Source organism: Nonomuraea sp. IBHARD001, from assembly GCF_056106265.1.
In genome coordinates, this window is the sequence record NZ_JBWBBW010000002.1 from 3,432,685 (window position 1) to 3,457,972 (window position 25,288).

General features: G+C 71.6%; 20 protein-coding genes. 7 read left to right on the top strand and 13 right to left on the bottom strand.

The window, feature by feature from the left end; all coding sequences use genetic code 11:
* Nucleotides 1-21: 21 nt before the first annotated feature.
* Complete coding sequence (locus tag ACTWNK_RS17845) at nucleotides 22-840, bottom strand: aldo/keto reductase (RefSeq protein ID WP_474305120.1); 819 nt, start codon at nucleotides 838-840, stop codon at nucleotides 22-24.
* Between the two features lie 100 nt (nucleotides 841-940).
* Here ACTWNK_RS17845 and ACTWNK_RS17850 point away from each other — a divergent pair, with 100 nt between their 5' ends.
* A complete protein-coding gene (locus ACTWNK_RS17850; protein ID WP_474305121.1) occupies nucleotides 941-1,972 on the top strand; it encodes a hypothetical protein in 1,032 nt (343 codons plus the stop codon).
* Complete coding sequence (locus tag ACTWNK_RS17855) at nucleotides 1,969-3,141, top strand: DUF6716 putative glycosyltransferase (RefSeq protein WP_474305122.1); 1,173 nt, start codon at nucleotides 1,969-1,971, stop codon at nucleotides 3,139-3,141. The genes ACTWNK_RS17850 and ACTWNK_RS17855 overlap by 4 nt, the downstream gene beginning before the upstream one ends.
* Nucleotides 3,142-3,148: 7 nt before the next feature.
* Here the strand turns inward: ACTWNK_RS17855 and ACTWNK_RS17860 are convergent, their stop codons facing one another.
* The 5 genes from ACTWNK_RS17860 to ACTWNK_RS17880 all read right to left on the bottom strand — a co-directional run bounded on the left by ACTWNK_RS17860 (nucleotide 3,149) and on the right by ACTWNK_RS17880 (nucleotide 9,496).
* Complete coding sequence (locus ACTWNK_RS17860; RefSeq protein ID WP_474305123.1) at nucleotides 3,149-4,417, bottom strand: polysialyltransferase family glycosyltransferase; 1,269 nt, start codon at nucleotides 4,415-4,417, stop codon at nucleotides 3,149-3,151.
* Nucleotides 4,417-5,391, bottom strand: coding sequence for a glycosyltransferase family 2 protein (locus tag ACTWNK_RS17865; RefSeq protein WP_474305124.1), 975 nt, complete (start codon nucleotides 5,389-5,391; stop codon nucleotides 4,417-4,419). The genes ACTWNK_RS17860 and ACTWNK_RS17865 overlap by 1 nt, the downstream gene beginning before the upstream one ends.
* A 6-nt stretch (nucleotides 5,392-5,397) precedes the next feature.
* Nucleotides 5,398-7,455: an N-acetylneuraminate synthase family protein gene (locus ACTWNK_RS17870; RefSeq protein WP_474305125.1), complete on the bottom strand. Its 2,058-nt coding sequence runs from the start codon at nucleotides 7,453-7,455 to the stop codon at nucleotides 5,398-5,400.
* Nucleotides 7,456-7,595: 140 nt separating this feature from the next.
* A complete protein-coding gene (locus ACTWNK_RS17875) occupies nucleotides 7,596-8,942 on the bottom strand; it encodes a sensor histidine kinase (protein WP_474305126.1) in 1,347 nt (448 codons plus the stop codon).
* 302 nt (nucleotides 8,943-9,244) lie between these two features.
* The gene (locus ACTWNK_RS17880) at nucleotides 9,245-9,496 is read right to left on the bottom strand and encodes a hypothetical protein (protein ID WP_474305127.1); all 252 of its coding nucleotides are present in this window, start codon (nucleotides 9,494-9,496) and stop codon (nucleotides 9,245-9,247) included.
* A gap of 395 nt (nucleotides 9,497-9,891) precedes the next feature.
* On the opposite strand from ACTWNK_RS17880, the gene ACTWNK_RS17885 reads away from it, so the two are divergent.
* Nucleotides 9,892-11,139, top strand: coding sequence for a right-handed parallel beta-helix repeat-containing protein (locus ACTWNK_RS17885; RefSeq protein ID WP_474305128.1), 1,248 nt, complete (start codon nucleotides 9,892-9,894; stop codon nucleotides 11,137-11,139).
* 368 nt (nucleotides 11,140-11,507) lie between these two features.
* Here the strand turns inward: ACTWNK_RS17885 and ACTWNK_RS17890 are convergent, their stop codons facing one another.
* The gene (locus ACTWNK_RS17890) at nucleotides 11,508-12,224 is read right to left on the bottom strand and encodes a peptidoglycan-binding domain-containing protein (RefSeq protein WP_474305129.1); all 717 of its coding nucleotides are present in this window, start codon (nucleotides 12,222-12,224) and stop codon (nucleotides 11,508-11,510) included.
* 199 nt (nucleotides 12,225-12,423) lie between these two features.
* Here ACTWNK_RS17890 and ACTWNK_RS17895 point away from each other — a divergent pair, with 199 nt between their 5' ends.
* The gene (locus ACTWNK_RS17895) at nucleotides 12,424-13,026 is read left to right on the top strand and encodes an ACT domain-containing protein (RefSeq protein WP_474305130.1); all 603 of its coding nucleotides are present in this window, start codon (nucleotides 12,424-12,426) and stop codon (nucleotides 13,024-13,026) included.
* Between the two features lie 72 nt (nucleotides 13,027-13,098).
* On the opposite strand, the gene ACTWNK_RS17900 is transcribed toward ACTWNK_RS17895, so the two are convergent.
* Nucleotides 13,099-14,382 carry an ABC transporter ATP-binding protein gene (locus tag ACTWNK_RS17900; RefSeq protein WP_474305131.1) on the bottom strand — a complete coding sequence of 428 codons (1,284 nt, stop codon included), beginning with the start codon at nucleotides 14,380-14,382 and terminating at the stop codon, nucleotides 13,099-13,101.
* A gap of 354 nt (nucleotides 14,383-14,736) precedes the next feature.
* Here ACTWNK_RS17900 and ACTWNK_RS17905 point away from each other — a divergent pair, with 354 nt between their 5' ends.
* The 3 genes from ACTWNK_RS17905 (at nucleotide 14,737) to ACTWNK_RS17915 (ending at nucleotide 18,252) form a co-directional block, all read left to right on the top strand.
* A complete protein-coding gene (locus ACTWNK_RS17905) occupies nucleotides 14,737-16,278 on the top strand; it encodes a glycoside hydrolase family 13 protein (protein WP_474305132.1) in 1,542 nt (513 codons plus the stop codon).
* A gap of 10 nt (nucleotides 16,279-16,288) precedes the next feature.
* The gene (locus ACTWNK_RS17910) at nucleotides 16,289-17,302 is read left to right on the top strand and encodes a LacI family DNA-binding transcriptional regulator (protein ID WP_474305133.1); all 1,014 of its coding nucleotides are present in this window, start codon (nucleotides 16,289-16,291) and stop codon (nucleotides 17,300-17,302) included.
* Nucleotides 17,303-17,430: 128 nt separating this feature from the next.
* Nucleotides 17,431-18,252, top strand: coding sequence for a universal stress protein (locus ACTWNK_RS17915; RefSeq protein ID WP_474305134.1), 822 nt, complete (start codon nucleotides 17,431-17,433; stop codon nucleotides 18,250-18,252).
* A 4-nt stretch (nucleotides 18,253-18,256) separates the two neighbouring features.
* On the opposite strand, the gene ACTWNK_RS17920 is transcribed toward ACTWNK_RS17915, so the two are convergent.
* From ACTWNK_RS17920 to zwf, 5 genes are all read right to left on the bottom strand, one after another.
* Entirely contained in the window at nucleotides 18,257-20,071 is a 1,815-nt protein-coding gene (locus tag ACTWNK_RS17920) for a serine/threonine-protein kinase (protein ID WP_474305135.1), read from the bottom strand.
* 208 nt (nucleotides 20,072-20,279) lie between these two features.
* Nucleotides 20,280-20,891: a bifunctional 4-hydroxy-2-oxoglutarate aldolase/2-dehydro-3-deoxy-phosphogluconate aldolase gene (gene eda / locus ACTWNK_RS17925; RefSeq protein ID WP_474305136.1), complete on the bottom strand. Its 612-nt coding sequence runs from the start codon at nucleotides 20,889-20,891 to the stop codon at nucleotides 20,280-20,282.
* Nucleotides 20,888-21,856 (bottom strand): glucokinase, encoded by a 969-nt coding sequence (glk, locus tag ACTWNK_RS17930; protein WP_474305137.1) that lies wholly within the window; start codon nucleotides 21,854-21,856, stop codon nucleotides 20,888-20,890. Before glk ends, eda begins: the two co-directional genes overlap by 4 nt.
* Nucleotides 21,853-23,781, bottom strand: coding sequence for a phosphogluconate dehydratase (gene edd, locus ACTWNK_RS17935; protein WP_474305138.1), 1,929 nt, complete (start codon nucleotides 23,779-23,781; stop codon nucleotides 21,853-21,855). Before edd ends, glk begins: the two co-directional genes overlap by 4 nt.
* Nucleotides 23,778-25,244, bottom strand: coding sequence for a glucose-6-phosphate dehydrogenase (gene zwf, locus ACTWNK_RS17940; protein ID WP_474310937.1), 1,467 nt, complete (start codon nucleotides 25,242-25,244; stop codon nucleotides 23,778-23,780). Before zwf ends, edd begins: the two co-directional genes overlap by 4 nt.
* Nucleotides 25,245-25,288: the final 44 nt, after the last annotated feature.

Sequence of the window (25,288 nt, forward strand, 5' to 3'; positions counted from 1 at the left end):
CTCCGCACATCGCCGCCCTGTTCAGGCGCCGAAAACGGCGGGGTCGGGACCGATGCGGCCGCCGGTGTTCAGCGCGCCCATCGCCGCCATGTCCTCGGGATCGAGGACGAAGTCGAACACGTCGAAGTTCTCCTTGATCCGCGAGGGCGTGACCGACTTCGGGATCACCACATTGCCGATCTGGATGTGCCAGCGCAGCACGACCTGGGCCGGGCTGCGGCCGTGCTTGGCGCCGAGCTGGGCCAGCGCCGGGTGATCCAGCAGCCCCTTGCCCTGGCCCAGGGGGCTCCAGGCCTCGGTCAGGATGCCGTTGGCCTCGTGGAAGGCGCGCAGCTCGGTCTGGGCGAAGTCGGGGTGCAGCTCGATCTGGTTGATCGAGGGCGTGATGTCGCACTCGTCGATCAGCCGCCGCAGATTGTCCACGGTGAAGTTCGAGACGCCGATCGCCTTGGCCCGCCCCGAGCGGTAGATCCGCTCCAGCGCCTGCCACGCCTCGACGTACAGGTCCTGGCCCGGCGTCGGCCAGTGGATCAGGTAGAGGTCGACATAGTCCAGGCCGAGCCTGCCGAGACTGGCCTCGAAGGCGGCCTCGGCCTTGTCGTGCTCGTCGTTCCAGAGCTTCGTGGTGATGAACAGCTCCTCACGCGCCAGCCCCGAAGCGGCGACGGCCCGGCCGACGCCCTCCTCGTTGTGGTAGAGCTTGGCCGTGTCGATGTGACGGTAGCCCGCCTCGAAGGCCCTGCTCACAGCTGTGTACGCCTCGTCGTCCGGCACCTGCCAGACGCCGAAACCGAGCTGCGGAATCTGAACGCCGTCGGTGTTGAGCAGCAGAGAGTTCATACCTCCACGATGTCAGACGCCGATTGTTCATCAGGCGTTCGCCTGGCCGGAACCGCCGTTCGCCCTGCGGGAAAGCGGGCGCGGCTAGCGTGGTCGCGTCGTGAACGGGTCATCGCCCGGCGTGGAGAACGAGGGCCGCAGCCACGCGGGGGACAAGCAGCGGTCGGCCGTGGCCTGGGTGGAATCGCCACTGCAGATGTTGTGCGCCGTCGAGGCGCACCGCGCAGGGCTGCTCGGTGGCCGCACGGTCGTCGTGCCGAGAGCCGGGCTGCGCGCCCTGACGGCGACCCGCCGTGAGCTCGCCGCACTCGGCCTGCCCGACGGCCTGGAGATCGGCAGGCCGATCGCCGAGATGCCGAGACCGCGCAGGGGCCGCGTGTGGGCCGTCGGCGACGCCTTCTCCGGCAAGGTCCAGGTCGGCTGGCTGACCGGGCTGCCCGCGCGCAGTGTGCTCGTCGACGACGGCCTGGCCACGGTCAGGCTGCTCGAACTGCTGGTCGAGGGCGGCCTCACCCCGCTGACCAGGGCGCGGGCCACACCCGGCAGGCTGCGCAGGGCGCTGGGCGCCGCCGCGGGCCTGCGGCTGCGGCTGGCCGCGCGCCGGGGCAGGCTGACGGTGTTCACCGCACTGCCCGTGCCGGAGAAGCTGGCCGCCGCCGTACGCGAGATGGGCGTCGATCTGGCGGGCCACGACTTCGGCTGGCTGCGCGCCCAGCCGATGCGCACACCGGGACCGGCCGAGCGCACGGTCGTGCTGGGCACCTCGCTGGTCAGGAACGGCCTCGTGCACCGCGAGCGCTATCTGACCTGGCTGAGCGCCCTGGCCGACGACGAGCCGCTCGCCTACTTCCCGCACCGCCGCGAGGACCCCGTCGACCTCGCGCTGATCCGCGAGCGGCCCGGCGTGACGATGCACGAAGCGGGCGTGCCCGCCGAGCTGACGCTGCGCGGCCTCGACGCCGGCCAGCGTGTGCTCAGCCTGCCTTCGACCGCGATCAGCTCGTTGCGCGTGCTCCTCGGCCCGCGCGGCGTCACGGTCGAACCGGTGGCCGTGCCCGACGACTGGTGGACCAGCCGGGCGGCCCCCTCCCTCCGATCCCACCTGCAGATGTTCTCGGGAGTGACCAGTTGAAGGTCCTGGCAGTGGCCGATTCCGACTCCTACCTGAAGTGGGCGGCCAGCCTGCTCGCCGATCTGCCCGCGACGGCGGTGACGGAGCTCGCGGTCGTGCGCACCCCCATCGCGCCCTCGCCCGAGCAGATCGCCGCCGCCGTCAGCGGCGCCCGCGCCGGCCTGGTGCCCGTCCTGTCGGCCAGGGCGCTGCGCCGTACGGCCGAGCGGTTGCGGCCTGATGTGATCATCGTGGCGTGCACGGGACCGGTCGTGGACGTGCTGGTGGCCGAGGTGCTCGCCGACCTGCGGCCGCGCCCGGTGTTCGTCTCGGGACTGCCCGGCATCTCGGTGCCCGCGACCGAGAAGGCGTGGCTGTATCGCAGTGGGTGCGACCTGTTCGTCGTGCACAGCGGCAGGGAGGTCTCGGAGTTCGCCGGGATCGGCCAGGAGCTCGGCGGCGGGGGAGCGGTCGGCCTGGCGCGGCTTCCGTTCCTCCGCCCCGATTCGCCGCAGGCGCCCACCCGCGAGCGCGTGGTGTTCGCCACCCAGGCCAAGGTGCCAAGGCGGCGCGAGGAGCGCGAGCAGATCCTGCTGGCGCTCGCCGCGCTCGCCGAGGCCAGGCCCGACCTCGACGTCGTGGTCAAGCTCAGGGCCCTTGAGGACGAACGCCAGACGCACAACGAACGCCACCACTACCAGAAGCTGTGGCGCGAGCTCGGCGAGCCGGGCCGGGTGCGTTTCGCCGCCGGGCCGATGCACGTGCACCTGTCGCAGGCGGCCGGGTTCGTCACCGTCAGCTCGACCGCCGCGCTGGAGGCGATCGCGCAGCGGGTGCCGCTGCTGGTGCTCGACGACTTCGGCGTCAGCGCCGAGATGATCAACCTGGTGTTCGAGGGCAGCGGCGTGCTCGGCTCGATGACCGCACTGTCCGAAGGCGCCTTCCGCACGCCTGACCCGCGCTGGTGCGCCGAGAACTACTTCCACGAGGCCGGCCGCGACGACTGGGTCTCGCTGCTGACCGCCCTGCTGATCGGCCCCAGGCACGGCGCCAGATCCCTGCTGGACGGCCCCGAGCACGCCGCGGCCAGGCGCAGGGCCAGGCTCAGGGTGGAGGTGCCGCCCAGGATGCTGCGCGTGGGCTACCGGGCCAAGCGCCGGGTGGGAAAGTACCTCAAGGCGCTGGGCTAGCCGCCCGTCAGGGCAGGGCGCGGGCGATGCGCCTGCGCAGGCGCGAGAGCGTGCTGGGCTGCTCCGACGGCGGCAGCAGGTCCAGCGCGCCGAGCCGCTGGCGCTTGAAGTGGCGCCCGGGGCCGTGCTCGCCGACATACGACTCGGCCGTGGCCCGCAGCTCGGGATAGGCCTCGCTCTGCATGCAGTACCCGACGGCGTCGACCAGCTCGCCCAGCCGTACCTGCGGGGCGGGTGTGATCACGCCGTCGGCCGACAGGGTGGGCACGGTGGCGTCCACGATCGTGACCGGCACCCGGTTGCTGTTCTCGTACGGCGTCAGCCGCTCCAGCACCGCCGGCGCGCCCAGACTGGCGACGGGCAGCCCGAAGTAGCGCCCGGCGGTGATCAGCCCGGTGGAGAAGCAGCCCACGACCAGGCCCGGCCGCAGTGCGGCGAAACACACCTCGGCGGGCACGCTCTCGCCCACGACGCCGAGCCGCACGCCGAGCTCCTCGGCCGCCTGGCGCATGAGCTGGGCGTGCCGCCTGCCCGCCGCCGGGTGCGGCTTGAACACGACGCTGGAGAAGCCGGCCGCCACCAGCCCGCTCAGCATCGAGGCGTGCAGGGCGGCCTCCTCCTCCAGGGTGAGGATGTCCAGCGAGGAGAGGTACTGCCCGAGGATCATCGCCTCGCCCTGCGGCTGCTCGGGCGCGGTCTCGGCCACCTGGCCGACCACGTCGAGGAAGGCCTCGCCCGGCAGGATCTCGCCCGGCACGCCGTACTCGCTCAGCAGCAGGGGGCGCAGGCCGGGCACCAGGTCGAGGTGGAGCAGGCGGGTGATCCGGCGGAAGATCTCGGCGGGCAGCGGGTCGCGGGTGGGGCCGTAGCTCATCAGGCCGTCGGAGTAGACGGTGATCGGGCAGTCGCGCACGAGTCCGGCGATCGTCCTGGCCGGAGGCACCGCGATCGACTCCAGGATCAGCTCGTCGACCGAGTCCAGGCCCAGGTGGGCGCGCAGCAGCCGCTCCATCAGCGGCACCTCGATGACCCTGGCCTTCCAGTCGGAGGGGTGCAGGGGCGCGATGAGGTCGTTCCACGACACCAGGTCGTCGAAGCGCGAGCGCAGGGCGGCGAAGCCGGGCGTCCGGTCGAGCGGGAGCGCCACCTCGGGGATCGCCGCATTGTTCGACACCAGCAGCACGCGCCGCGACGGCCTGGGCCCGAACACGCCCGCGTCGATCCCGGCGGCCAGCGACATCGCCCCGAACAGGGTGGAGGCGTAGAACACCTGCATCAGAAGTCCTCCTGGGCTCGTCGGCGACTCGGTGAGGCGGCCAGTTCCGGCACGAGGGCGCGCAGCGCCTGCTCGCGTTCGAGCGACATGCGCGAGACCGCGTCGGCGACCAGATCGCCCGGCAGCGACCTGACCAGCTCCCGCCCCCGCCGCTCGAACCGGGCACGCAACTCGGCGGTGAACCTGTCGCCCAGCTCCAGGTGATGGGCCAGCAGCGCGCAGAAGTTGCGTACGGCCTTGCCCATGTACTGCGGCTCCAGGTCCTTCAGCACCAGCTCGAAGGCGTCGAAGAAGTGCAGCTGCCGCTCGTCGCCGACCTGGGTCAGCGAACCGGACACCAGACGCCGGTAGAACAGCCCGGCCAGCGACACCACCGCGAACGAGGCGGCCTGCCGGTGCAGCCGCCAGATCCACGGCCGGTCCTCGGCGGTGTGCAGATGCCCGGGGAAGGTCAGCAGGTCGCCGAGCGAGCGCCGGTAGATCCCGGCCCAGGCGTAGGGGTAGTCGACCATGGTCTTGACCTCGGCGGGCAGGATGCCGTCGCGCGGTTTGAGCACCCGGTCGCGCTCGGTGCACGGCGCCCGGTGCAGCACCCGCTTGCGGCCTTCGACCTGGACGTGGTCCACGCGGACGAAGTCGCAGCCGAGCCCGTCGATGGCCTCGACCAGCCGGGCGAGATAGCCGGGCGCCAGCCAGTCGTCGCCGTCCATGAACGTGACATAGCGCCCGGAGGCCAGCGAGAGCCCCAGGTTGCGGGCATCGGCGAGGCCGACGGGCTTGGCGTTGCGCAGCACGGTCAGGGCGGGCAGGTCGTCGCGGAAGTCCTCGACGATCTGCCCGGTGGAGTCGACGGAGCCGTCGTCGACGACGATGAACTCGAAGCCTGGCCGGGCGTTGCGGACCAGGGCGGCGAGCGCGTCGGCGATGAAGCGCTCGCCGTCCCTGACCGGCACGACGACGGAGAGAGTGATCACCGGCGCCTAGACCGTGATGCGCCGTAGCCGGGCCTTGGGGGCCTCCTCACCGGGGAAGACGCGCTTGACGCCGTCGCCCAGGGCCTGCTCGATGATGCGGATGTCACGGACGAGGTGCTCAAGCCCGGAGGGTTCGAGCGAGGCCGCGTGGTCGGAGCCCCACATCGTACGGTCGAGCGTGATGTGCCGCTCGACGGTCACCGCGCCCAGCGTGACGGCGGCCAGCGAGATCTGCAGGCCGCGCTCGTGGCCCGAGTAGCCGACCGGCACGCCGTACCTCTCCTTGAGGGTGGTGATCGTGCGCAGGTTGGCCTCCTCGGGAGGCAGCGGGTAGGTCGAGGTGGCGTGCATGAGCACCAGCTTGGAGGTGCCGATGATCTCGACCGCCCTGTCGATCTCCTGCAGCGTCGACATGCCGGTCGACAGGATGATCGGCTTGCCGGTGGCGGCGAGCGCGCGCAGCAGTTCGTGGTCGGCGACGCTGGCGGAGGCCACCTTGTGCGTCACGACGTTCATGTCCTCGAGGAACTCGACCGACGGCACGTCCCACGGCGAGGCGAACCAGGCCAGGTCGCGCTCGTCGCAGTACTTGGCGATCTGGGTGTACTCGTCGCGGCCGAACTCGGTGCGCTCCTTGTACTCCAGGTAGGTCATCTCGCCCCACGGCGTCTGCCGGATCTGCGAGCGCTGTTCGAGCGGCACGCAGATCTCCGGCGTGCGCTTCTGGAACTTCACCGCCTGGCAGCCCGCCTCGGCGGCCACGTCGATGAGCCTGCGGGCGATGTCGAGGTCGCCGTTGTGGTTGATGCCGATCTCGGCGATCACGTAGACCGGCTCGCCCTCGCCGACCAGGTGCTCGCCGATCGTCACCGGCGGCGCCCCGAACCGCAGCGTCGGCGCGGTGTCCAGCGTGGGCGCCGGAAGCGGCTCGGGCCTGGCGGCCACCACCCGGTCACACAGCTCGCGCACGGCTCCGGCGCCGCCCGCCCGGCTCAGCACGACCCTGGCGGCGGCCCTGACCCTCGGGTGCGCGTCGGGCACCGCGATCGGCCAGCCGACCAGGCCCATCGGCCCCAGGTCGTTGACGTCGTTGCCCACGTAGGCGACGCGGGCCGGGTCCAGGCCCTCGATCTGCAGCCAGTCGCGCAGCACGGTGGCCTTGTCGGCCAGGCCCTGCAGCACCGGCACGCCGAGCTTGCGCGCCCGGGCCGAGACGACCGGGTTGCGCTCGGTCGACATCACCAGCAGCTTGACGCCGGAGCGGCGCAGCAGCGAGATGCCCATGCCGTCGGACCGGCTGACCGCGACCATCTCGCGCCCGTCCTGGTCGACATAGGCGCGGTCGTCGGTGTGCACGCCGTCGAAGTCGGTGATGACGGCGTCGACGTCGATCGGCTCGGGCTGGTCGACGAACGGCGCGAGCGCGCGGACGATCTCCAGGTCCTCGGGGGCGTCGATCTCCAGCGCGTGGCCCGCGGGCACCGGCTGGACGGCGACCTCGCCGAAGAAGCGGTGGCCGTGCTCGCGCAGGCCGGAGGTGCGGATGGCGTAGAAGGCGCCGGTCTCGCGGTACTGCGGCTCGCGCTCCTGGCGCATCTGCCGTACAGCGGGGTCGTGGTTGACGCCCGCGCCCGCGGGCGTCCACAGGAACTCGTGCGTGGGCACCGCGGAGAAGACCACGTCGGCCTCGCCGTCGAGCACCTTGGCGACCGCGGCCGAGACGTCGGCGGGGTCGATGAACGCGCTCGTGCACTGGATCAGCACGACGACCTCGGGGGCGGCCTCGGGGCCGAGCAGGTCGAGGGCGTGCAGCACGGCCGACTCGCTGGAGGCGGTGGCGCCGCTCAGCTCGGCCGGTCGCTCGACGACCAGCGCTCCGGCCTCGCGGGCCGCCTCGGCGATCCCCGCGTGGTCGGTGCTGACGACCACCTGGTCCACCAGCTCGGCGCGCAGACCGGCGCGCACCGCGCGCACGACCAGCGGAACGCCGCCGACCTGCGCCAGGTTCTTCAGGGGTACGCCCGCCGAACCTCCACGGGCAGGGACTACGGCCAGGACTCGCAACGTGACTCCTCAGGACTACATCAAGGTGCCAGCGAACCTAGCCAGGCCGATCGACCCATCCGGGAGACCCTTGCTGAACTCCCCAAGTCGCTCCTGTTAACTTTCCGTGCCCGGTACGGCTCGCGCCCGTGCCCGGCGGCTCACGCGGCCGGGATCTTGAGCACGAACCTGACCTCGCCGCCGGGTCCGTCGGTCACATTGATCACGCCGTTGTGCGCGACCGCGACGCCCCTGGCGATGGCCAGGCCGAGACCGGTGCCGCCCGCGTCCCTGCTGCGTGCCGCGTCGAGCCGGGTGAAACGCTCGAAGATGCGCTCGCGGTCCGCCATCGCGATCGGCGCCCCGTCGTTGGCCACGACGAGCACGGCGAGCCCGCCCTCCCTGCGCACGGTGACGCGTACCTCGCTCTCGGCGTGGCGCTGGGCGTTGTCGAGCAGGTTGGTGAGCAGCCGGTGAAGCTGCACGCGCACGCCGATGACCGCGACGCCCTCGGCGATGTCGGTCACGACCGGGACCTTGTCCCTGCCCTTCCTGGCGTCGAGCTCCTGGCGTACCAGGACGTCGAGGTCGAGCCGCTCCTTGGCCATGTCGACGCGCGAGCCGATCCTGGCCAGCAGCAGCAGGTCGCTCACGATGGCCTCCAGGCGTTCGGTGTCGCGCAGGGAGCTGGTGACGAGCGCGTCGACGTCGGTGTCCTCCGGGTAGAGCTGGGCGCTCTCCAGCTGGGCGCGCAGCCCCGCGATGGGGGTGCGCAGCTCGTGCGAGGCGTCGGAGGCGAACTGCCGCTGCTGGTCGGCCGAGCGTTCGAGGCGGGCGAGCGTGGCGTTGACCGAGCGGGCGAGCTGGGCGACCTCGTCCTCGCCCGGCGGTTCGGTGACCCTGCGGCCGAGGTCGGTGGAGTTGATGTCGTCGAGCTCGGCCCGCATGGCGCCGACCGGGCGCAGCGCCTTGCCGGTCACCAGCCAGGTCGCCCAGCCGACGAGTGCGATGAGCAGCACGACCAGCGTTGCGCAGGCGAGTTCCAGCAGGCGGGTGGCCAGCACGGTGGGCGTGGGGCGCGCGGCGTAGACGACGGGGGAGAACGCCTCGGTCGTCACCCTGATCGCGGTCAGGTGCAGGCATTCCTGCTGCGAGCAGGTGGTACTGCTGGTGATCCGGTCGTCGGGGCCCGGCCAGACGTCCGACAGCGGCCCCCGGCCCTGGGCGGCCGGGCTGGCCGCGATGACGCCGTGCATGGGGGTGACGACCTGGATGAGGTCGACCGAGGGGTCGGTGACCTCGATGACGCCGTTCTTCTGGCTGCCGTCGCGTATCTTGGCCGACGTCACGGCCGCGGCGTCGCGGGTGTCCTTCCATATGGTGTTCTCCACCACGGACCTGGTCACGGCTACGCCGCCGACCCCGGCAGGGAGCAGCACGAATGCGGCCACGGCCGTCGCGATGAGCGTGACCCGTCCGCGGAGGGATCTCACCCGAATGCGCGACACGCCCTGACGCTACAGACCGTGACCTAGGTGGAATGCCGTGAAACCGGAAAAACTAGGTCATTATCTCGACGATTGTTCGTATCACCAGGTGAGAATCACCGTCGACCGACCCTATGACCGTACGGCGTGCTCACCCTCCGTAGTTCGGCGCGGGTTGCAAGATTGCAGCAAGAGCTTGAAAGAGCCGATGCCGTAAGACCCCGCCCGGCGGCCCGGCGTCTGGGCAGATCACCGCCTCGGCGCCTTCCGGGCGGCCGAGGCGGGAGAGTGGCAGATCCGGACAGGCCGAAACGCCCGATCGCCTACCAGCGGCGGGTGGTGTGCAGGATCTCGGCCATCTGCTCAAGGGCCCGCGTGAGCCCGGCCGCGTCCGGACGGCCGATCATCGCATGCACGCCCGCGGCCTTCTGGGCGGGTGTGGGTTCGCTGTTCTTGATCGCCCACCACATGCCGCCTGCCCTGAGGATGCGCCAGGCGGGATAGGTGGTGCCCAGAACGTAGGCCTGCCGGGTGTGCAGGGAGTCCGAGGCTGGACAGGGCGGCGAAGGTCGCATGAGGCTCCAGGTGGGGGACGTCGTCGCATCCGATACGACGCCGGGGGCCTGCTCCAGGTTGGCAGGGTTTGGGGGTTGGTAAGTCGAACGTCATTCTGTGTAACGCGAGTGTGAGAAGTCCCGAAGGTCCGGAGAGTGTGGATCGGTGACGGTTCCCCTATGTAGGAGGAGTCGGGTAGAGATCTATCCCCCAGAGGTAGGAATCTCTGCACCGAGTAGGGATATCTTTCTCCCCTTCATAGGCCTGGCCGCGTTTGACGAACAGGCGTACGCCGACTTCGTACTCTAGATCCTGAAGGGTGGCTGAGCATGCGCTTTGGGCTCTCGCCTGGGAAGCGTGATCACGCTACGGTGACCTTTCGCCCCTTCCACCCCCCTTGTAGATGTGGTGTCCCATGAGGTTGCTGCTGTCCGCTGTGCTCGTTCTCGGTCCCGCTGTCACGGCCGATTCGGGGACGGGCGCTGGAACGATCTATTACGTCGACTCCAAAGGCGGCGACGACGGCGCGAGCGGCACCGGCGCGAAGGCGGCCTGGCGCTCGCTGGAGGCGGCCAACGTCGCCGACCTCAAGCCCGGCGACACCCTCAGGCTCAAGCGCGGCTCCCGCTGGAGCGGCTCGCTCATCGTCTCGGCCAGCGGCACGGCGGCCAAGCCGATCGTCGTCGAGGCCTACGGCCAGGGGGCCAGGCCCCGCATCGGCGGCAAGGACGCCAACTGCGTCGTCGTCTCCGGCTCGCACGTCCGGGTCGCCGGAGTGGCCGCGGCCGGATGCATGTGGGCCGGGTTCGAGGTGTCGGGCGACTCCAACGAGCTGAGCGACGTACACGCATCGGGCAATGTCACCGGCGTCTGGATCACACCGACCGGCGCGCGCAACACGATCCGCCACAGCGTCATGTCCGGCAACAACCGGATGAGCGTCAACACCTCGGGCGGCGACGACGACTCCGGCGCGTTCGGCGTGCTGCTCAACGGCGACGACAACCTCGTCACGCGCAACACCATCTCCGGCAGCTACGCGCGCAGCCACGACTACGTCACCGACGGCGCGGCCGTCGAGGTGTTCAACGGCGACCGCAACCGCGTCACGCACAACGTCTCGCACAACAACGAGACGTTCGCCGAACTCGGCGCCGCCAAGGGCAGCACGGCCACGGGCAACCTCTTCTCGCACAATGTCGTCACCTCGTCCCTGCCGCGCGGCTCGTTCCTGGTCACGCGTGGGGCCGGGCACATCGTCGGGCCGGTCAAGGGGACGGTCGCGGTGCACAACTCGGTGTACCTGCCGTCGGCCAAGACCATCGGCTGGTCCTGCCACGACGGCTGCTCACCCGCGATCCTCAAACTGCGCAACAACGTGATCAAGGTAGGCGGCCAGATGGGCTACGAGGACGGCGCCGGAGCCGACGAGGCGGGCGGCGTCTACCACGGCCGCTCGCTGAAGTTCAAACTCGGCCCCAAGTCCGTCGTCGCCGACCCCAAGTTCGTCTCCCGCACCAACCTGCGCCTGCGCCCCGGCTCACCCGCGCTGGGGCGCGGGGTGTCACTCGGCCCCATCTGGTACGGCGGCGCCGGCCTGGCCAAGGACCAGTCGGGCAAGTCGGTGGCGGCTTCGCCGGACGCGGGGGCGTATCAGCAGTAGGAGTGGAGGACGAGCGCCAGGCGGAGGGAGGGGGCTCGCTCTGCCTGGAGGCCACGCGGGTTCTTGAGGGTGCCTGTTCGGAGCGCGCGGCCTTCGGCGCCCGGCGAGGCTTGAAGGCGAGCCCGCTGTGCTCGCAGGTCGTCGCCTGCGGAGTCGTGCGCGTGTGGTTTGCCCTTCTCCGAGCCCGACGGTCGTGCGCGTGTGGTTTGCGCTTCTCCGAGCCCGACGCTCACAGCTGTCCCGCAGGTTGCGGGGCAGGGTCCTGTTTCGCGCAGGTTGTGGGGCAGTGCATCGCCTGGCTCTCGGCGCATCCCCCGCCGTCGCGGCTGTGCGACGGCAGGGGTACGCCTTCCTCTCCGGCCCGGCTGTCAGGTGATCTTGGCTTCCCAGGTGGCCTTCCAGGTCTTGGGGCCGACCATGCCGTCGGGGGACAGGCCCTTCTCCTCCTGGAAGGCGCGGCACACGTGGGTGCTGCGCGGGCCGTAGATGCCGTCGGCGTCCAGGCGCCAGCCGCGCTTGGACATCTTGGTCTGCCAGGTGCGGACATCCTCGCCGGAGACGCCCTGCTTGAGGATGCGGCCGGGGAACGGCGGTGCGCCGCCCGTCTGGGCCGGTGAGGCGGGCTTCTGGGGCGGCGGGCCCGGCTTCGGGGGAGCGGGCTTGGGCGGGGCGGGCTTGGGCGGCTGCTGGGGTGTCTGAGGCGCTTGTGACGCCTGAGATGTCGCAGATGTCTGGCTCACTGGTGATGCAGGTGATGCAGGTGATGCAGGTGATGCGGGGGGTGCAGGTGACGCGGATGACGTGGGTGATGCTGGGGGCGCGGGAGGTGTGGCCTGGGCGGGGGCGGCCTGGGCGGGGACGGTCGGGGTGGTGGTGGCGTTCTTGGCGGCCAGGGCGGCGGCGGCCTCGTTGGCCTTGGTGGTGGCTTCGGCCTGGGCCTTGGCGGCTTCCGCGCTCTTCGTATCGGATTCGGCCTTGGCCTTCGCGGCGGCCTTCGCCTTCTCCTCGGCCGTTTCCCTGGCCTTGGCCGCCGCCTCCTCCTTCTCCTCGGCCTCGTCCTTCTTCAACCAGTCGAGCAGACCCATGATCGGCCCCCGTCACGTCGTGAATGGAACAAGTAACGCTGGGGTGTTTCCCGCTAGATGTGCCATTGATACCTGATTGTCATGATTATCACCCGCCATGGCCAAGCCCCGACACCCGCCCGCCCATGCTGGACATATGCCGGGAACATCCTCGAAATCTCCCTGAGGCACTGTGAGGAGCGGGAAGAGGTGATGGGTGATGGTGTTGCGACTGCGAGTCTCGCTCCCTGACCGGCCGGGCGGTCTGGGCCGGGTGGCACGGGCGCTGGGCGCGCTCGGGGCGGACATCCTGCAGGTGACGGTGCTGCAGCGGGAGGGAGGCAGGGCGACCGACGACTTCACCGTGTCCTGGCCCGGCGCCGCCACCCCCGACGAGGTACGCGAGCGGCTGTCGGCCGTGCCCGGACTCAAGGTGGAGGGCGTCTGGCCGACCAGGGAGGTGCCGGGCTCCGCCCCGGACTACGACCTGCTGCTCCAGGTGGCCGCCGAGCCGGGCCGGGCGCTGGCCACCGTGGTGGACGCCGTGCCCGCCCTGTTCGGTGCGGAGTGGGCGCTGGCCAGAAGTCCGGAGGGCGTGCTCGAACGCAGTGTGCGCGCCCCTCGCGACCCCGAGGCGCTGCCCCGCGACCCGGCGCCGGTGCGGCCCGCCGTACGGGAGGGGGTCATGGTGGTGCCGTTGCCGGGGGGCGGGGTGCACCTGGTCGTGGCCAGGACCGAGGGGCCCGGCTTCCACCGGGCCGAGCTGGACCGGGCCGTGCGGCTGGTCGAGGTGGTGGGGGCGTTGACCGCCGGGACGCCTTAGCCGCCTCGGTTGCCCATTATGGCACGTTCCAAACTTGCGAAGACCCCCGAGGCCTCTGCCGATCGGCAGAGGTCAGCGTCTGGGCGGGTCGACCCTGGCTCCGTCCATGGTGAACATCATGATCCGTGAGACGTCGACGCCCACCTTGACCGAGTCGCCCGCTCGCCACACCGGGCGGGAGCCGAGCCTGACGATCAGGTCGGATCTGCGGTGGATGCCGCTGTCGCGGCCGTTGACCTCGGGCTCGGGGGCGTGGTGCTCCTGCTCGCCGCCGCTGAACAGGCGTCTGACCATGCCTTTCAGGCCGCGTGAGGTGCTCTCGTGGCCGTTGGCGTTCAGGCGGGGGTCCGGCGGCTCGGGCACGGCGACGGCGGGGATGCCGGCCTCGACATAGGCGAGCCACTCGTGGCCGTGGTACTCCAGCGCCCTGACCCGGCCGTAGAAGAACGGCCCCTCGTAGCTCTCGGGCACGGGGCTGAGCCCGTCGGGCCTGATGCCGACGATGATCTGCCCGCCGGTGTGCTGCGAGACGACGTAGGCGCGCGGGTCGCTCCACGGGATCGTCACCTGGTGCGGCCCGAAGTCCAGCAGGATGTACTGGTTCTGGGGTGTTCGCACGGTGGCGGCCAGCAGGTTGAGCTGCTGGGAGTTGAGGAACGCGGCCACGAACGCGGTCGCCGGGTCGTTGTAGATCTGGCCGGGCGTGCCGACGTCCTGCAGGACGCCCCGGTTCATGATGGCGATCCTGTCGGCCAGTGTCAGCGCCTCGACCTGGTCGTGCGTCACGTAGATGGTGGTGACGCCGAGCGAGCGGACCAGCGCCGAGATCTCCATGCGGAGTTCGGTGCGCATGCCCGCGTCGAGGTTGGACAGCGGCTCGTCCATCAGGAACAGCTTGGGCTGACGCACTATGGCACGGCCCATGGCCACCCGCTGACGCTGACCGCCCGACAGGGTGCCCGGCTTGCGGTCGAGGGTCTCGCTGATGTGCAGGGCCTTGGACAGCTCGGTGACGCGGTCGCGGACCAGGTTCGGATCGGCCTTGGCGATCTCCAGGGGGAAGCCGATGTTGCCCCTGACCGTGCGATGCGGGTAGAGGGCGCCGTTCTGGAAGACCATGGCGACGTCGCGGTCGCGGGGCGGCAGGTCGTTGGCGAGCTGGCCGTCGAGCCAGAGATCGCCGTCGGTGACCTCCTCCAGCCCGGCGATCATGCGCAGGAGGGTGGACTTGCCGCAGCCCGAGGGGCCGAGCAGGACGAGGAACTCGCCGTCATCGGCGCGTAGGTTCAACCGGTCGACCGCGAGGTGGTTTCCCGGGTACACCTTGGTCACTCTGTCCAGGACGACCGTGCTCATGGTCTGCTCCGCCCAACATGCTGGAAAGGTTCTTTTCAGTTTCCCCGGCCTCGGGGTGAATCCTGCCTGCTAGGCGGGCTGTAGATGGCACCTGGGACGGGGGCTGATTGATGAGGTAGTACATCGCGGCTTAGCCGAAGCTGTCCAGACTTGACAGGGAAAATCTAGATCTGTCGTGTTTTCTGGCATGACTTTCGGTCAGCCGTTGCCTGTCGATCGGGAGCGCGTAACAACTTGCGCAATCTTGCGGCAACAACTTTCACCCCGGCGGCGACCGCTGGTAGGCTCCACGCGCCCGACCTGGGCTTATTAGCGGCTTTTGGCCGATTTGTCGTGACATCGGGGGAGCAAGCAGTGACGCAGGAGAACGCGGCGACGGCAGCCGAGTGGTGGCGTGACGCGGTGATCTACCAGGTGTACGTCCGCAGCTTCGCCGACTCCGACGGCGACGGCGTCGGCGACCTGCCCGGCGTGCGCAGCCGCCTGCCGTACCTGCGGGAGCTCGGGGTGGACGCGATCTGGCTGACGCCGTTCTTCACCTCGCCGATGGCCGACTTCGGCTACGACGTGGCCGACTACCGCGACGTCGACCCGCTGTTCGGCACCCTGCGCGACGCCAAGGAGCTCATCGAGGCCGCGCACGAGCACGGCATCAGGCTGATCGTCGACATCGTGCCCAACCACACCTCCGACCAGCACGAATGGTTCAAGAACGGGCTGCGCGACCGCTACATCTTCCGCGAGGGCAAGGGCGAGGCGCCGCCCAACGACTGGGAGTCCATCTTCGGCGGCCCGGCCTGGACCAGGATGCCCGACGGGCAGTGGTACCTGCATCTGTTCGCGCCCGAGCAGCCCGACCTGAACTGGGAACACCCCGAGGTACGCGCCGAGTTCGACGCCGTCCTGCGCTTCTGGCTCGACCTCGGCGTCGACGGCTTCCGCATCGACGTGGCGCACGGCATGGTCAAGCCGGAGGGCCTGCCCGACATCGGGCACGCCGACCAGATCCGCATGATCGGCAGCGACGTCGTCCCGTACTTCGACCTCGACGGCGTGCACGACATCCACCGGGGCTGGCGTGCCGTGCTCGACTCCTACCCGGGCATGCGCATCGGCGTGGCCGAGGCCTGGGCGCCGACCCCGGCCCGTCTGGCCAGATACGTCAGGCCGGACGAGCTGCACCAGGCGTTCAACTTCCACTACCTCGGCACGCCCTGGGACGCCACGGCCCTGCGTACGGTGATCACCGACTCGCTGGCCACGGCCGGATCGGTGGGCGCGCCCTCCACCTGGGTCCTGTCCAACCACGACGTCAAACGCCACCTCACCAGGTACGGCTCCGCCGCCCGCGCCCGCGCCGCCGCGCTGCTGACGTTCGCACTGCCGGGCTCGGCCTACGTCTACCAGGGCGAGGAGCTCGGCCTGCCCGAGGTGCTCGACCTGCCGCCCGAGGTGCAGCGCGACCCGCAGCGGCTGCGCGACCCGGACAGCGGCCGCGACGGCTGCCGCGTGCCGATCCCGTGGACCCGCCAGGCGCCCTCCTACGGCTTCAGCACCGGCGACGACACCTGGCTGCCGATGCCACGCGACTGGGCGGGGCTGAGCGTCGAGGCCGAGCTGACCGACCCGGACTCGATGCTGAGCCTCTACCGGGCCGCCCTGCGCCTGCGCCGCGACCTGACCGGCGACCTGACCTGGCACGACTCGCCCGGCGGCACCCTGGTCTTCGGCCGCGACGGCTTCGTGTGCACGACCAACACCACCGCCGAGCCGGTCGCTCTGCCCGCACCGGGCGAGCTGCTGCTGGCCAGCGACCCGGACGGCGTGCACGAGGCGGACGGCGTGATCACCCTCGCCCCCGACAGCACCGCCTGGTGGCATGCCAAGGGCGCGTAAAGTACACCCCATGAACGGTCATGCCCGGCTCGCCGACATCGCGGCACAGGCAGGGGTGAGCGAGGCCACGGTCAGCCGCGTGCTCAACGGCAAACCGGGCGTCTCGGCCGCCACCCGCCAGTCCGTGCTGGCCGCGCTCGACCTCATGGGCTACGAACGCCCGCAACGCCTGCGCAGGCGCAGCAACGGCCTGGTCGGCCTGGTCACGCCCGAGCTGGACAACCCGATCTTCCCCGCGTTCGCCCAGGCCGTGGAGAAGGCGCTGAGCAGGCAGGGCTACACACCCGTCCTGTGCACGCAGCTGCCGGGCGGCGCGCCCGAAGACGAGTTCACCGAGCTTCTCGTCGACAGGGGCGTCAGCGGCATCGTGTTCGTCTCGGGCCTGCATGCCGACACCACGGCCAGGATGGACCGCTACACGAAGCTGACCGCGCGCGGCCTGCCGATCGTGCTGGTCGACGGCTACAACGAGCAGATCGCCGCGCCGTTCATCTCCTCCGACGACCGCCTGGCCTCACGGCTGGCCGTGCAGCACCTGGTCGAGCTCGGGCACGAGCGCATCGGGCTGGCGACGGGGCCGGGCAGGTTCGTGCCGGTCATCCGCAAGATCGAGGGCTACCACCAGGCGATGGGGCCGCTCGACACCGAGGGCATGGTCGCCCACTCGCTGTTCTCCGTGGAGGGCGGGCAGGCCGCCGCCGCCCAGCTGCTGGCGCGTGGCTGCACCGGCATCGTGTGCGCCAGCGACCTCATGGCGCTCGGCGCGATCAGGGCCTGCCGTGAGCGCGGCCTTTCGGTGCCCGGCGAGGTGTCGGTCGTGGGCTTCGACGACTCCCCGCTCATCGCCTTCACCGACCCGCCGCTCACCACCGTGCGCAAGCCGATCGGCGCGATGGCGGGCGCCGCCGTGCAGACGCTGCTCGAAGAGGTCAACGGAGCCCCGGCCAAGCACGTGGAGCTCATCTTCCAGCCCGAACTCGTCGTACGCGGCTCCACCGGCTCGGGCCCGCTGGTCAAGAGATAGCCGCCCGGCGCTCCTCCTCGGGGAGGAGGAGCGTGCTCCCATGCGGATGGGAACCTCAGACCGATGCCATCGCCCCGCTTTCGCGATGAGATAGAGGTAAGGTCAGGCCCGCCGTGAAGGAGCCCGTGATGACCGCACCGATCGTCGTCGGAGTCGACGGCTCCGAGCCGTCGAACGAGGCCGCGCGGTGGGCGGCCGCCGACGCCTTACGCCGGGGACTGGCGCTGCGCATCGTGCACGTGTGCGAGCGGGCCGAGCACGCCGCCGACGGCGACGGGTGCTGCCGGTGCCTGGTGGCGGCCGTGGCCGCGCACGTGCGGGAGAGCGCGCCGGGTGTGCGGGTCACCACGACGACCGCCAGGGGCAACGTGGTCGAGACGCTGCTGGGCGCCGCGGCGGGAGCCGACAGCCTGGTGGTAGGCAGCAGGGGCCTCGGCGGGTTCACCGGCCTGGTGCTCGGCTCGGTCGGCCTCGGGGTGACCGGCCACGCGAGCGGCACGGTGGTCGTCGTGCGAGGCGCCTGGCAGGCCGAGCACGGCGAGATCGTGGTGGGCTACGACGCCTCCCCCGACGCCGACGCGGCCATGGACCACGCCCTGCGCCAGGCCAGGGCCGCACGCGCCCGGCTGCACCTGCTCTACGTCTGGCGGCCTCCCGTCTACGGCCCCTACGCCGGGCTGGTGCCCTACGCGACGGGTGAGGAGGCCGCGGCGGCCAGGCAGCGGGCGCAGGTGTGGCGCGAGAAGTACCCCGAGGTCAGGATGCGCGACTCGGCCGTGTGCGACCATCCGGTCTCGGCGCTCGTCGAGGCCTCGCGGTCGGCGCGGCTGGTCGTGGTCGGGCCGCGCGGGCTGGGCGGCTACGCCTCGGCCGTGCTGGGGTCGGTGGGGCACGGGGTGCTGCATCACGCGCACTGCCCGGTCGCGGTGGTACGGCCGGGCCGCCCGTAGCGCCTCAGGCCAGCGGGATGCGCACGCCTCTGCTGAGGGCCGAGTCGTGCAGTTCGACCTCGTCCGGGTTCAGGTCCTTGGGCAGTTCGAACAGCAGGACGCCGGTGAAGGACTCGCCGGGGCCGAGCCTGATCGGGTCGATCTCCTTGCCCGCCTTGTCGAGCAGCTTGATCGCGCCGTGTCCCGCTTCGGCGTCGGCCTCGAAGATCTTCTGCTGGCCCGGGTAGAGCACGCGGCCCTCGACGCCGACATTGCTCACCTTGACCGACACGCGGCACGTGCGCACGGGGGAGCTCGGCTTGGCGCACTTGTGGCTGGTCACGGTGAAGCTCAGCCTGCCGTCCTGGGCGCGGCCCTCGTCGCCGACGTCCGGCGGCCTGGTCGCCCACACGATCGCGGCCAGGACGAGCACCACGAACAGCACGCCGATCACCAGCGCCAGCAGGCAGCCCGACAGCCCGCGCCTGGGCGGGGGCGCGACCGGGTAGCCGGGCAGGCGCCCGCCGCCGGTCGTGTCGACGTACGGGTCGCGCGGGTGCCTGCTGCCCGCGACCGGGGTACGGGGCGGCATCGGCACACCGCCGGTGCGCTCGGCGGCGGGCGGCGGCGGCATCGGCCTGCCGGAGGGCGGCGGCACGACCGGGCCCCTGGCGGGACGCGGGGACGGGCCCGGCACGGGTGGGGACTGCACGGGTGGGGGCTGTGCGGGCGGGGGCGGCTGCTGGTGGCCGCCGTGCGGTCCTTGCGCGGGCGCGGGCTGGGCACGGCCGGGCGCCGCCGGGCCTGGGCCGGGCACGGGAGGCGCGGGCTGCCTGGTCCGGCCGCCCGCCTGCCGGGGCGGCGCGGGCGCGGGAAAGGGCCGGGCGGGCGGCGGCTGCTGCGGCCACGGAGGCGCCTGGGCCGGACCGGCCAGCGGCGGCACGTCGGCCGGGTTCCACACCGCGGTCAGATGCCGGGTGGCGGCCAGCTGGGCGCCGGGCTCGTCGGCCGCGCCGACCAGTTCGAGCAGCAGCTGCTTGGCCGGAGGACGCCGGTCGGGATCGGGATGGATGGCCGCGGCCACCAGCCGGTCGAGCGGAGCGGGCAGCCCGCGCAGGTCGGGCGGCGCGGTGCGCGCTCGCGCGGCCATGACATAGGCGTCGCCCTCGCCGAAGGGATGCCCGCCGAGCCCGGCGTAGGCCACCAGCGACCCCCAGGCGAACACGTCGGCCGCCGGGCTCGTCCGCCCCTCGAAGACCTGCTCGGGAGCGATCCAGCCCGGTGTGCCCATCACCATGCCGGCATTGGTGTGCCGCGAGTTCAGATGGGCCGAACGGGCGAGACCGAAGTCGATCACCCTCGGCCCGGCGAGCGTCAGCATCACATTGGCGGGCTTGAGGTCGCGGTGCACCAGCCCGGCCGCGTGGATGGCGGTCAGCGCCGCCGCGACCCCGACGGCGGCCGAGTGCAGCACGGAGGCGGGCAGCGCGCCGTGCTCGACGAGATGGTCCTCGAGGGAGACGCCGTCGATGTACTCGGTGACCAGGTACAGCAGCCCGTTGTCGTCGCCGTGGTCCAGCACGCGGGCCGTGCAGAAGGACGCCACCCGCCTGGCGTTGGACACCTCCTCGTGGAAGCGTGCCCGGTAGACGGGGTCGGCGGCGAAGTCACGCCTGATCGCCTTCACGGCGACCTTGGCCCCCTCGGTGGACTCGCCGAGATACACCGTGCCCATGCCGCCGGAGCCGAGCCGTCCCAGCAGCCGGTAGGAGCCGATCTGGGCCGGGTCTTCGGAATTCAGCGAAGCACGTCCCGAACGGCCCTGCGCCTCCTGCCCCAACGCGAGCGCCCCTTCGTCATGATCGTGCCACCTTCGCAGTCACTCGGAACTCTAGTCCAGGAACGCCGCGAAAGGCCCGCAGACGCCGGGTAGGCGACTGCGGGCCCGTTCCATGACCTTCGCACCGGGTTGCGGTGCGTCATGGCGACGACGGGCGAGGGAGGCTCCTCCCGTCGTCGAGCTCGGTTCTTCGCGGTCGTGCCAGGCCTCAGCGCAGGGCCGCGGCCTCGGCCGCGAGCTTGCGCACGCGCTCCCAGTCACCGGTGGCCAGGGCGTCGGCGGGTGTCAGCCAGGTCCCGCCCACACATCCCACATTGGGCGCGGCGAGGTAGGCGGGAGCACTGTCGAGCCTGATCCCGCCCGTGGGGCAGAATCGCACGTCGGGCAGCGGCCCCGCCAGCGATTTGAGGTACGGCAGGCCCCCGGCGGCCTCGGCCGGGAAGAACTTCAGCTCCTTCAGCCCGCGCTCGGCCAGCGCCATCACCTCCGAAGCGGTCGCCGCACCGGGAAGGAACGGCACACCCGACCCCAGCAGCGCCTCCAGCAGCGCGGGCGTGGTGCCGGGCGAGACGAGGAACTTCGAGCCTGCGGCCACCGCCGCGTCCACATCGGCGGCCGTCCTGATCGTGCCCGCGCCGATCACCGCGTCGGGCACCTCGGCCGCGATGCGGGCGACGGCGTCGAGCGCGCACGCCGTGCGCAGGGTGACCTCGATGACCGGCAGGCCGCCCGCCACGAGCGCCCGCGCCAGCGGGACGGCCGTCTCGACGTCGTCGATCACGACGACGGGGACGACAGGGGCGAGATCGAGCAGACTCATGAGACGAGCTCCTTGGCAGACTGCTGTGCCAGCCACGCGGCGGCACCGGTCAATGCGGGTTGCGGCGCCACGATCACGGCCGTGGCGATGGCTTGCAGGTAGTCGGTGATGAGCGGCGTGGCCTCGAACCTGGCGCGGAAGTCGCTGGCCGCCACGCGGTCCACGATACGCGGCAGCACACCGCCGCCCAGGTAGACGCCGCCTCTGGCGCCCAGCGTGAGCGCGACGTTCCCGGCGAAGCTGCCGAGCAGGCCGCAGAAGACGTCGACGGCCTCGGCGCACAGCGAGTCGTCGAGCCTGGCGACGATGTCGGCGGCGCTCAGCTCGGGCGCGGTGACGCCGTTGACGACGGCCAGCGCCCGGTGCAGCCGGGACAGGCCGGGCCCCGACAGCAGGTCCTCGGCCACGACATGGCGGCGTCCCTGGCCGCGCAGCACTCTGACGATCTCGAACTCGCGATCCTCAAGCACGGCGACCAGCGTGTGCCCGCCCTCGCCCGGGATCGGCGCCCAGCCGTGCTCGGTCGGCACGAGCCCGGCGACGCCGAGCCCGGTGCCGGGTCCCAGCACGGCCTTGAGCCCGTGGCCGGGTTCGGGGCCGCCGAGCCGGACGAGGTCGTCGCCCGCCAGGTGCGGCAGCGAGACGGCCAGCGCCTCGAAGTCGTTGAGCAGCTCGACATGGCCGAGACCGAGGTCCTTGACCGAGCCGTGCCAGTCGGCGTTGGTCAGGCGGTAGCGGTCGCCGTCGATCGGCCCGGCGACGGCCAGGCAGGCGGCGCCCGGCCGTACCCCCTCGCCCGCGACGTCGGCCAGGTAGGCGGCGACGGCTTCGGGCAGGCTCGGGTGCTCGGCGCCGGTCAGCACGCGCACGTGCTCGGGGGCCGCGCCCGGCGTCGTGACCAGGCCGAACCGGGCGTTGGTGCCGCCGATGTCGGCGACCAGCCAGGGGGTGGAGTGCCCGCTCATCCGGCCGCGCCGGAGGAGGCGACCTCGGTGTGGGAGGAGCCCGCGGGCGCGGCGAAGCCGAGGCCGGGGCCGTGCGTGGCCGACTCGGCGCCGCTGACGCCGAAGATGCCCGCGCCGCGCTCGGCGGGCAGCGCCATCCTGCGGAAGGCGGCGAACAGCTCGCGGCCGGTGCCGACCCACTGCGCGTCGCTCAGCGCCCTGCCGTCCGGAACGCGGGTGGCGAGCTCGGCCTCGGGGACGAGCAGGTCGAGCGTGCCACGGCCGGAGTCCAGGCGGATCGGGTCGCCGTCGCGCACGAGCGCGATCGGACCGCCGTCGGCCGCCTCGGGCGACAGGTGGATGGCCGCGGGCACCTTGCCCGAAGCGCCGGACATCCGCCCGTCGGTGACGATGGCCACCCGCTGCCCCCTGTCCAGCAGCACGGCCAGCGGCGGCGTGAGCTTGTGCAGCTCGGGCATGCCGTTCGCACTGGGACCCTGGTAGCGGATGACGGCCACGAAGTCCTGCCCGTCGAGCTGGCCCGCCTCGAAGGCGCGCAGCAGGTCGAGCTGGTCGTCGAAGACCTTGGCCGGGGCCTCGATCACCAGGTGCTCGGCCTTGACCGCCGAGACCTTGCTGACCGCGCAGCCGAGATTGCCGTCGACCATGTGGATACCGCCGTCGGCGGAGAACGGCTCGGCGACCGGGCGCAGCACGTCCAGGTCGGAGCTGCCCGAGACGACCTCCTCCCAGACCAGCTCGCCGTCGGCCTTGAGCGTCGGCGCGCTGCGGTAGTGGCCGAGGCCGCGCCCGGCGATCGTCAGGACGTCCTCGTGCAGCAGCCCGTTGTCCAGCAGGTCGCCGATCAGCGCCTGCATGCCTCCGGCGTCGCGGAAGTGGTTCACGTCCGCCTGGCCGTTGGGGTACATCTTGGTCAGCGAGGGCACGACGCTCGACAGTGCGGCCAGGTCGTCCCAGGTCAGCACGATGCCCGCGGCGGCGGCGATGGCGACCAGGTGCAGGGTGTGGTTGGTCGAACCGCCGGTGGCCAGCAGCGCGACGCACGCGTTGACGATCGCGCGCTCGTCGACGACCTCGCCGATCGGCGTGTACTCCTCGCCGTGCGCGGTGATCTCCACGGCCCGGCGGCCTGCGGCCTCGGTCAGGGCGTGGCGCAGCTCGGTGTGCGGGTTGACGAACGTGGACCCGGGCAGGTGCAGGCCCATGACCTCGACCAGCACCTGGTTGGAGTTGGCGGTGCCGTAGAAGGTGCAGGTGCCGGGGGAGTGGTAGGACTTCGCCTCGGCGTCGAGCAGTTCCTCCTTGCCGACCTTGCCCTCGGCGAACAGCTGGCGGGTGCGGGCCTTGACCTTGTTCGGCAGGCCGGAGGTCATCGGCCCGGCCGGGACGAACACGGCGGGCAGGTGCCCGAAGTGCAGCGCGCCGATCAGCAGGCCCGGCACGATCTTGTCGCACACGCCGAGCAGCAGGGAGGTGTCGAACATGTCGTGCGAAAGGGCGATCGCGGTGGCCATGGCGATGACGTCGCGGCTGTAGAGCGACAGCTCCATCCCGGCCCTGCCCTGCGTGATGCCGTCGCACATGGCGGGCACGCCGCCCGCGACCTGCGCGACGCCACCGGCCTGACGCACGGCGGCCTTGAGCTCCTGCGGGTAGGTCTCGTACGGCTGGTGCGCCGACAGCATGTCGTTGTAGCTGGTCACGATCGCCACGCCCGGCTTGGCCGTACCGCGCAGGGCCAGCTTGTCGCCTTCGGGGGAGGCGGCGAAGCCGTGGGCCAGGTTGGCGCAGCCCAGGTGGGCGCGGGCCGGGCCCTTGGACCTGGCCAGTTCGCCGTCGTGCCTGATGCGCGCCAGATACGCGGCGCGGCTGGCGCGGCTGCGCTCGGCGATGCGCTGGGTGACTTCCTGGATCACTGGGTTCATGCCGATTCCTCCTCGTGCCAGGTGCGGCCGCTACGGCCGAGCAGTTCGTGGGCGCCCGCCGGGCCCGTGGTTCCGGCGGGGTAGGGCTCGGGCAGGGCGGCCGAGGCCTCCCAGGTGGACAGGATCGGATCGATCCAACGCCAGGCGGCCTCGACCTCGTCCCTGCGCATGAACAGCGTGGGATTGCCGGCCAGGACATCGGTCAGCAGCCGCTCGTACGCCTCGGGCACCCGGGCGGTGAAGGTCTTGCCGAAGCTCAGGCTGAGCGGCACCGGCTTGAGCGTGACCTCGCCCGCGCCCGGCTCCTTGGCCATGATGTGCAGCTCGATGCCCTCGCTCGGCTGCAGCCGCAGCACCAGCTTGTTCGGCGTCGCGCCGGGGAAGATGGAGTGCGGCACGTCCTTGAACTGGATCACGATCTCCGAGCGCCGGTACGGCAGGCGCTTGCCGGTGCGCAGGTAGAAGGGCACACCCGCCCAGCGCCAGTTCTTCACCTCGGCCCGGATGGCGGTGAAGGTCTCCACCCGGCGCGAGGCCTCGGTCGGCGGCGTCGAGCCGGGCTCCTCCAGGTAGGAGGGCATGGCATCGGCCTCGGTGTACTGCCCGCGCACGGTGAAGCGGTCGACCTCGCCGCCGACGATCGGGCGCAGCGACTGCAGCACCTTGACCTTCTCGTCGCGGATCGACTCGCGGTCGTTGCGGGCGGGCGGCTCCATGGCGACCAGGCAGAGCAGTTGCAGCAGGTGGTTCTGCACCATGTCGCGCAGCGCGCCCGCGTGGTCGTAGTACCCGCGCCTGCCGGGCGTGCCGACGGTCTCGGCCGCGGTGATCTGCACGTGGTCGATCCAGAGGGAGTTCCAGATCGGCTCCAGGAAGGCGTTGGCGAACCTGAGCACGAGCAGGTTCTGCACCGTCTCCTTGCCCAGGTAGTGGTCGATGCGGAAGATCTGCTGCTCGTCGAAGATCTCGCCGACCTCGTCGTTGATGCGCTGGGCGCTGACCAGGTCGCGGCCGAGCGGCTTCTCCAGCACGACCCGGCTCTTGGGCGTGACCAGACCGGCGGCGTGCGCCTCACGGCAGAAGGGGCCGAACGTCATCGGCGGGCTGGCCAGGTAGAAGATCCGGTCGCGCTGCTCGTGCCCGGCCAGCAGGTCGGTGATGTCGGACCAGTTGCGGGAGTCGTCGGCGCCGACGTCGATCGAGACGTGCTGCAGCCTGCCGAGGAAGCGCTGCCAGACGGAGGGGTCGTCGACGGGCACCTGGTCGCGTACCTCGGCGTCCACCTTGCCGCGGAAGTCGGCGTCGCTCAGGCCGCCGCGCGACATCGCGATGATGCGCGTCTGTGGGGACAGACGGCCGTCGCGGTCGGCGTGGTACAGGGCGGGCAGCAGCTTGCGCATGGCGAGATCGCCGGTGCCGCCGAACACGATCAGGTCGGCGGTGTGCTGCTGGTCGGCGAGCACGGCTTCGGCGGGAGCCTCGGCCTGGCCTGCGGTCGTGGACAAGG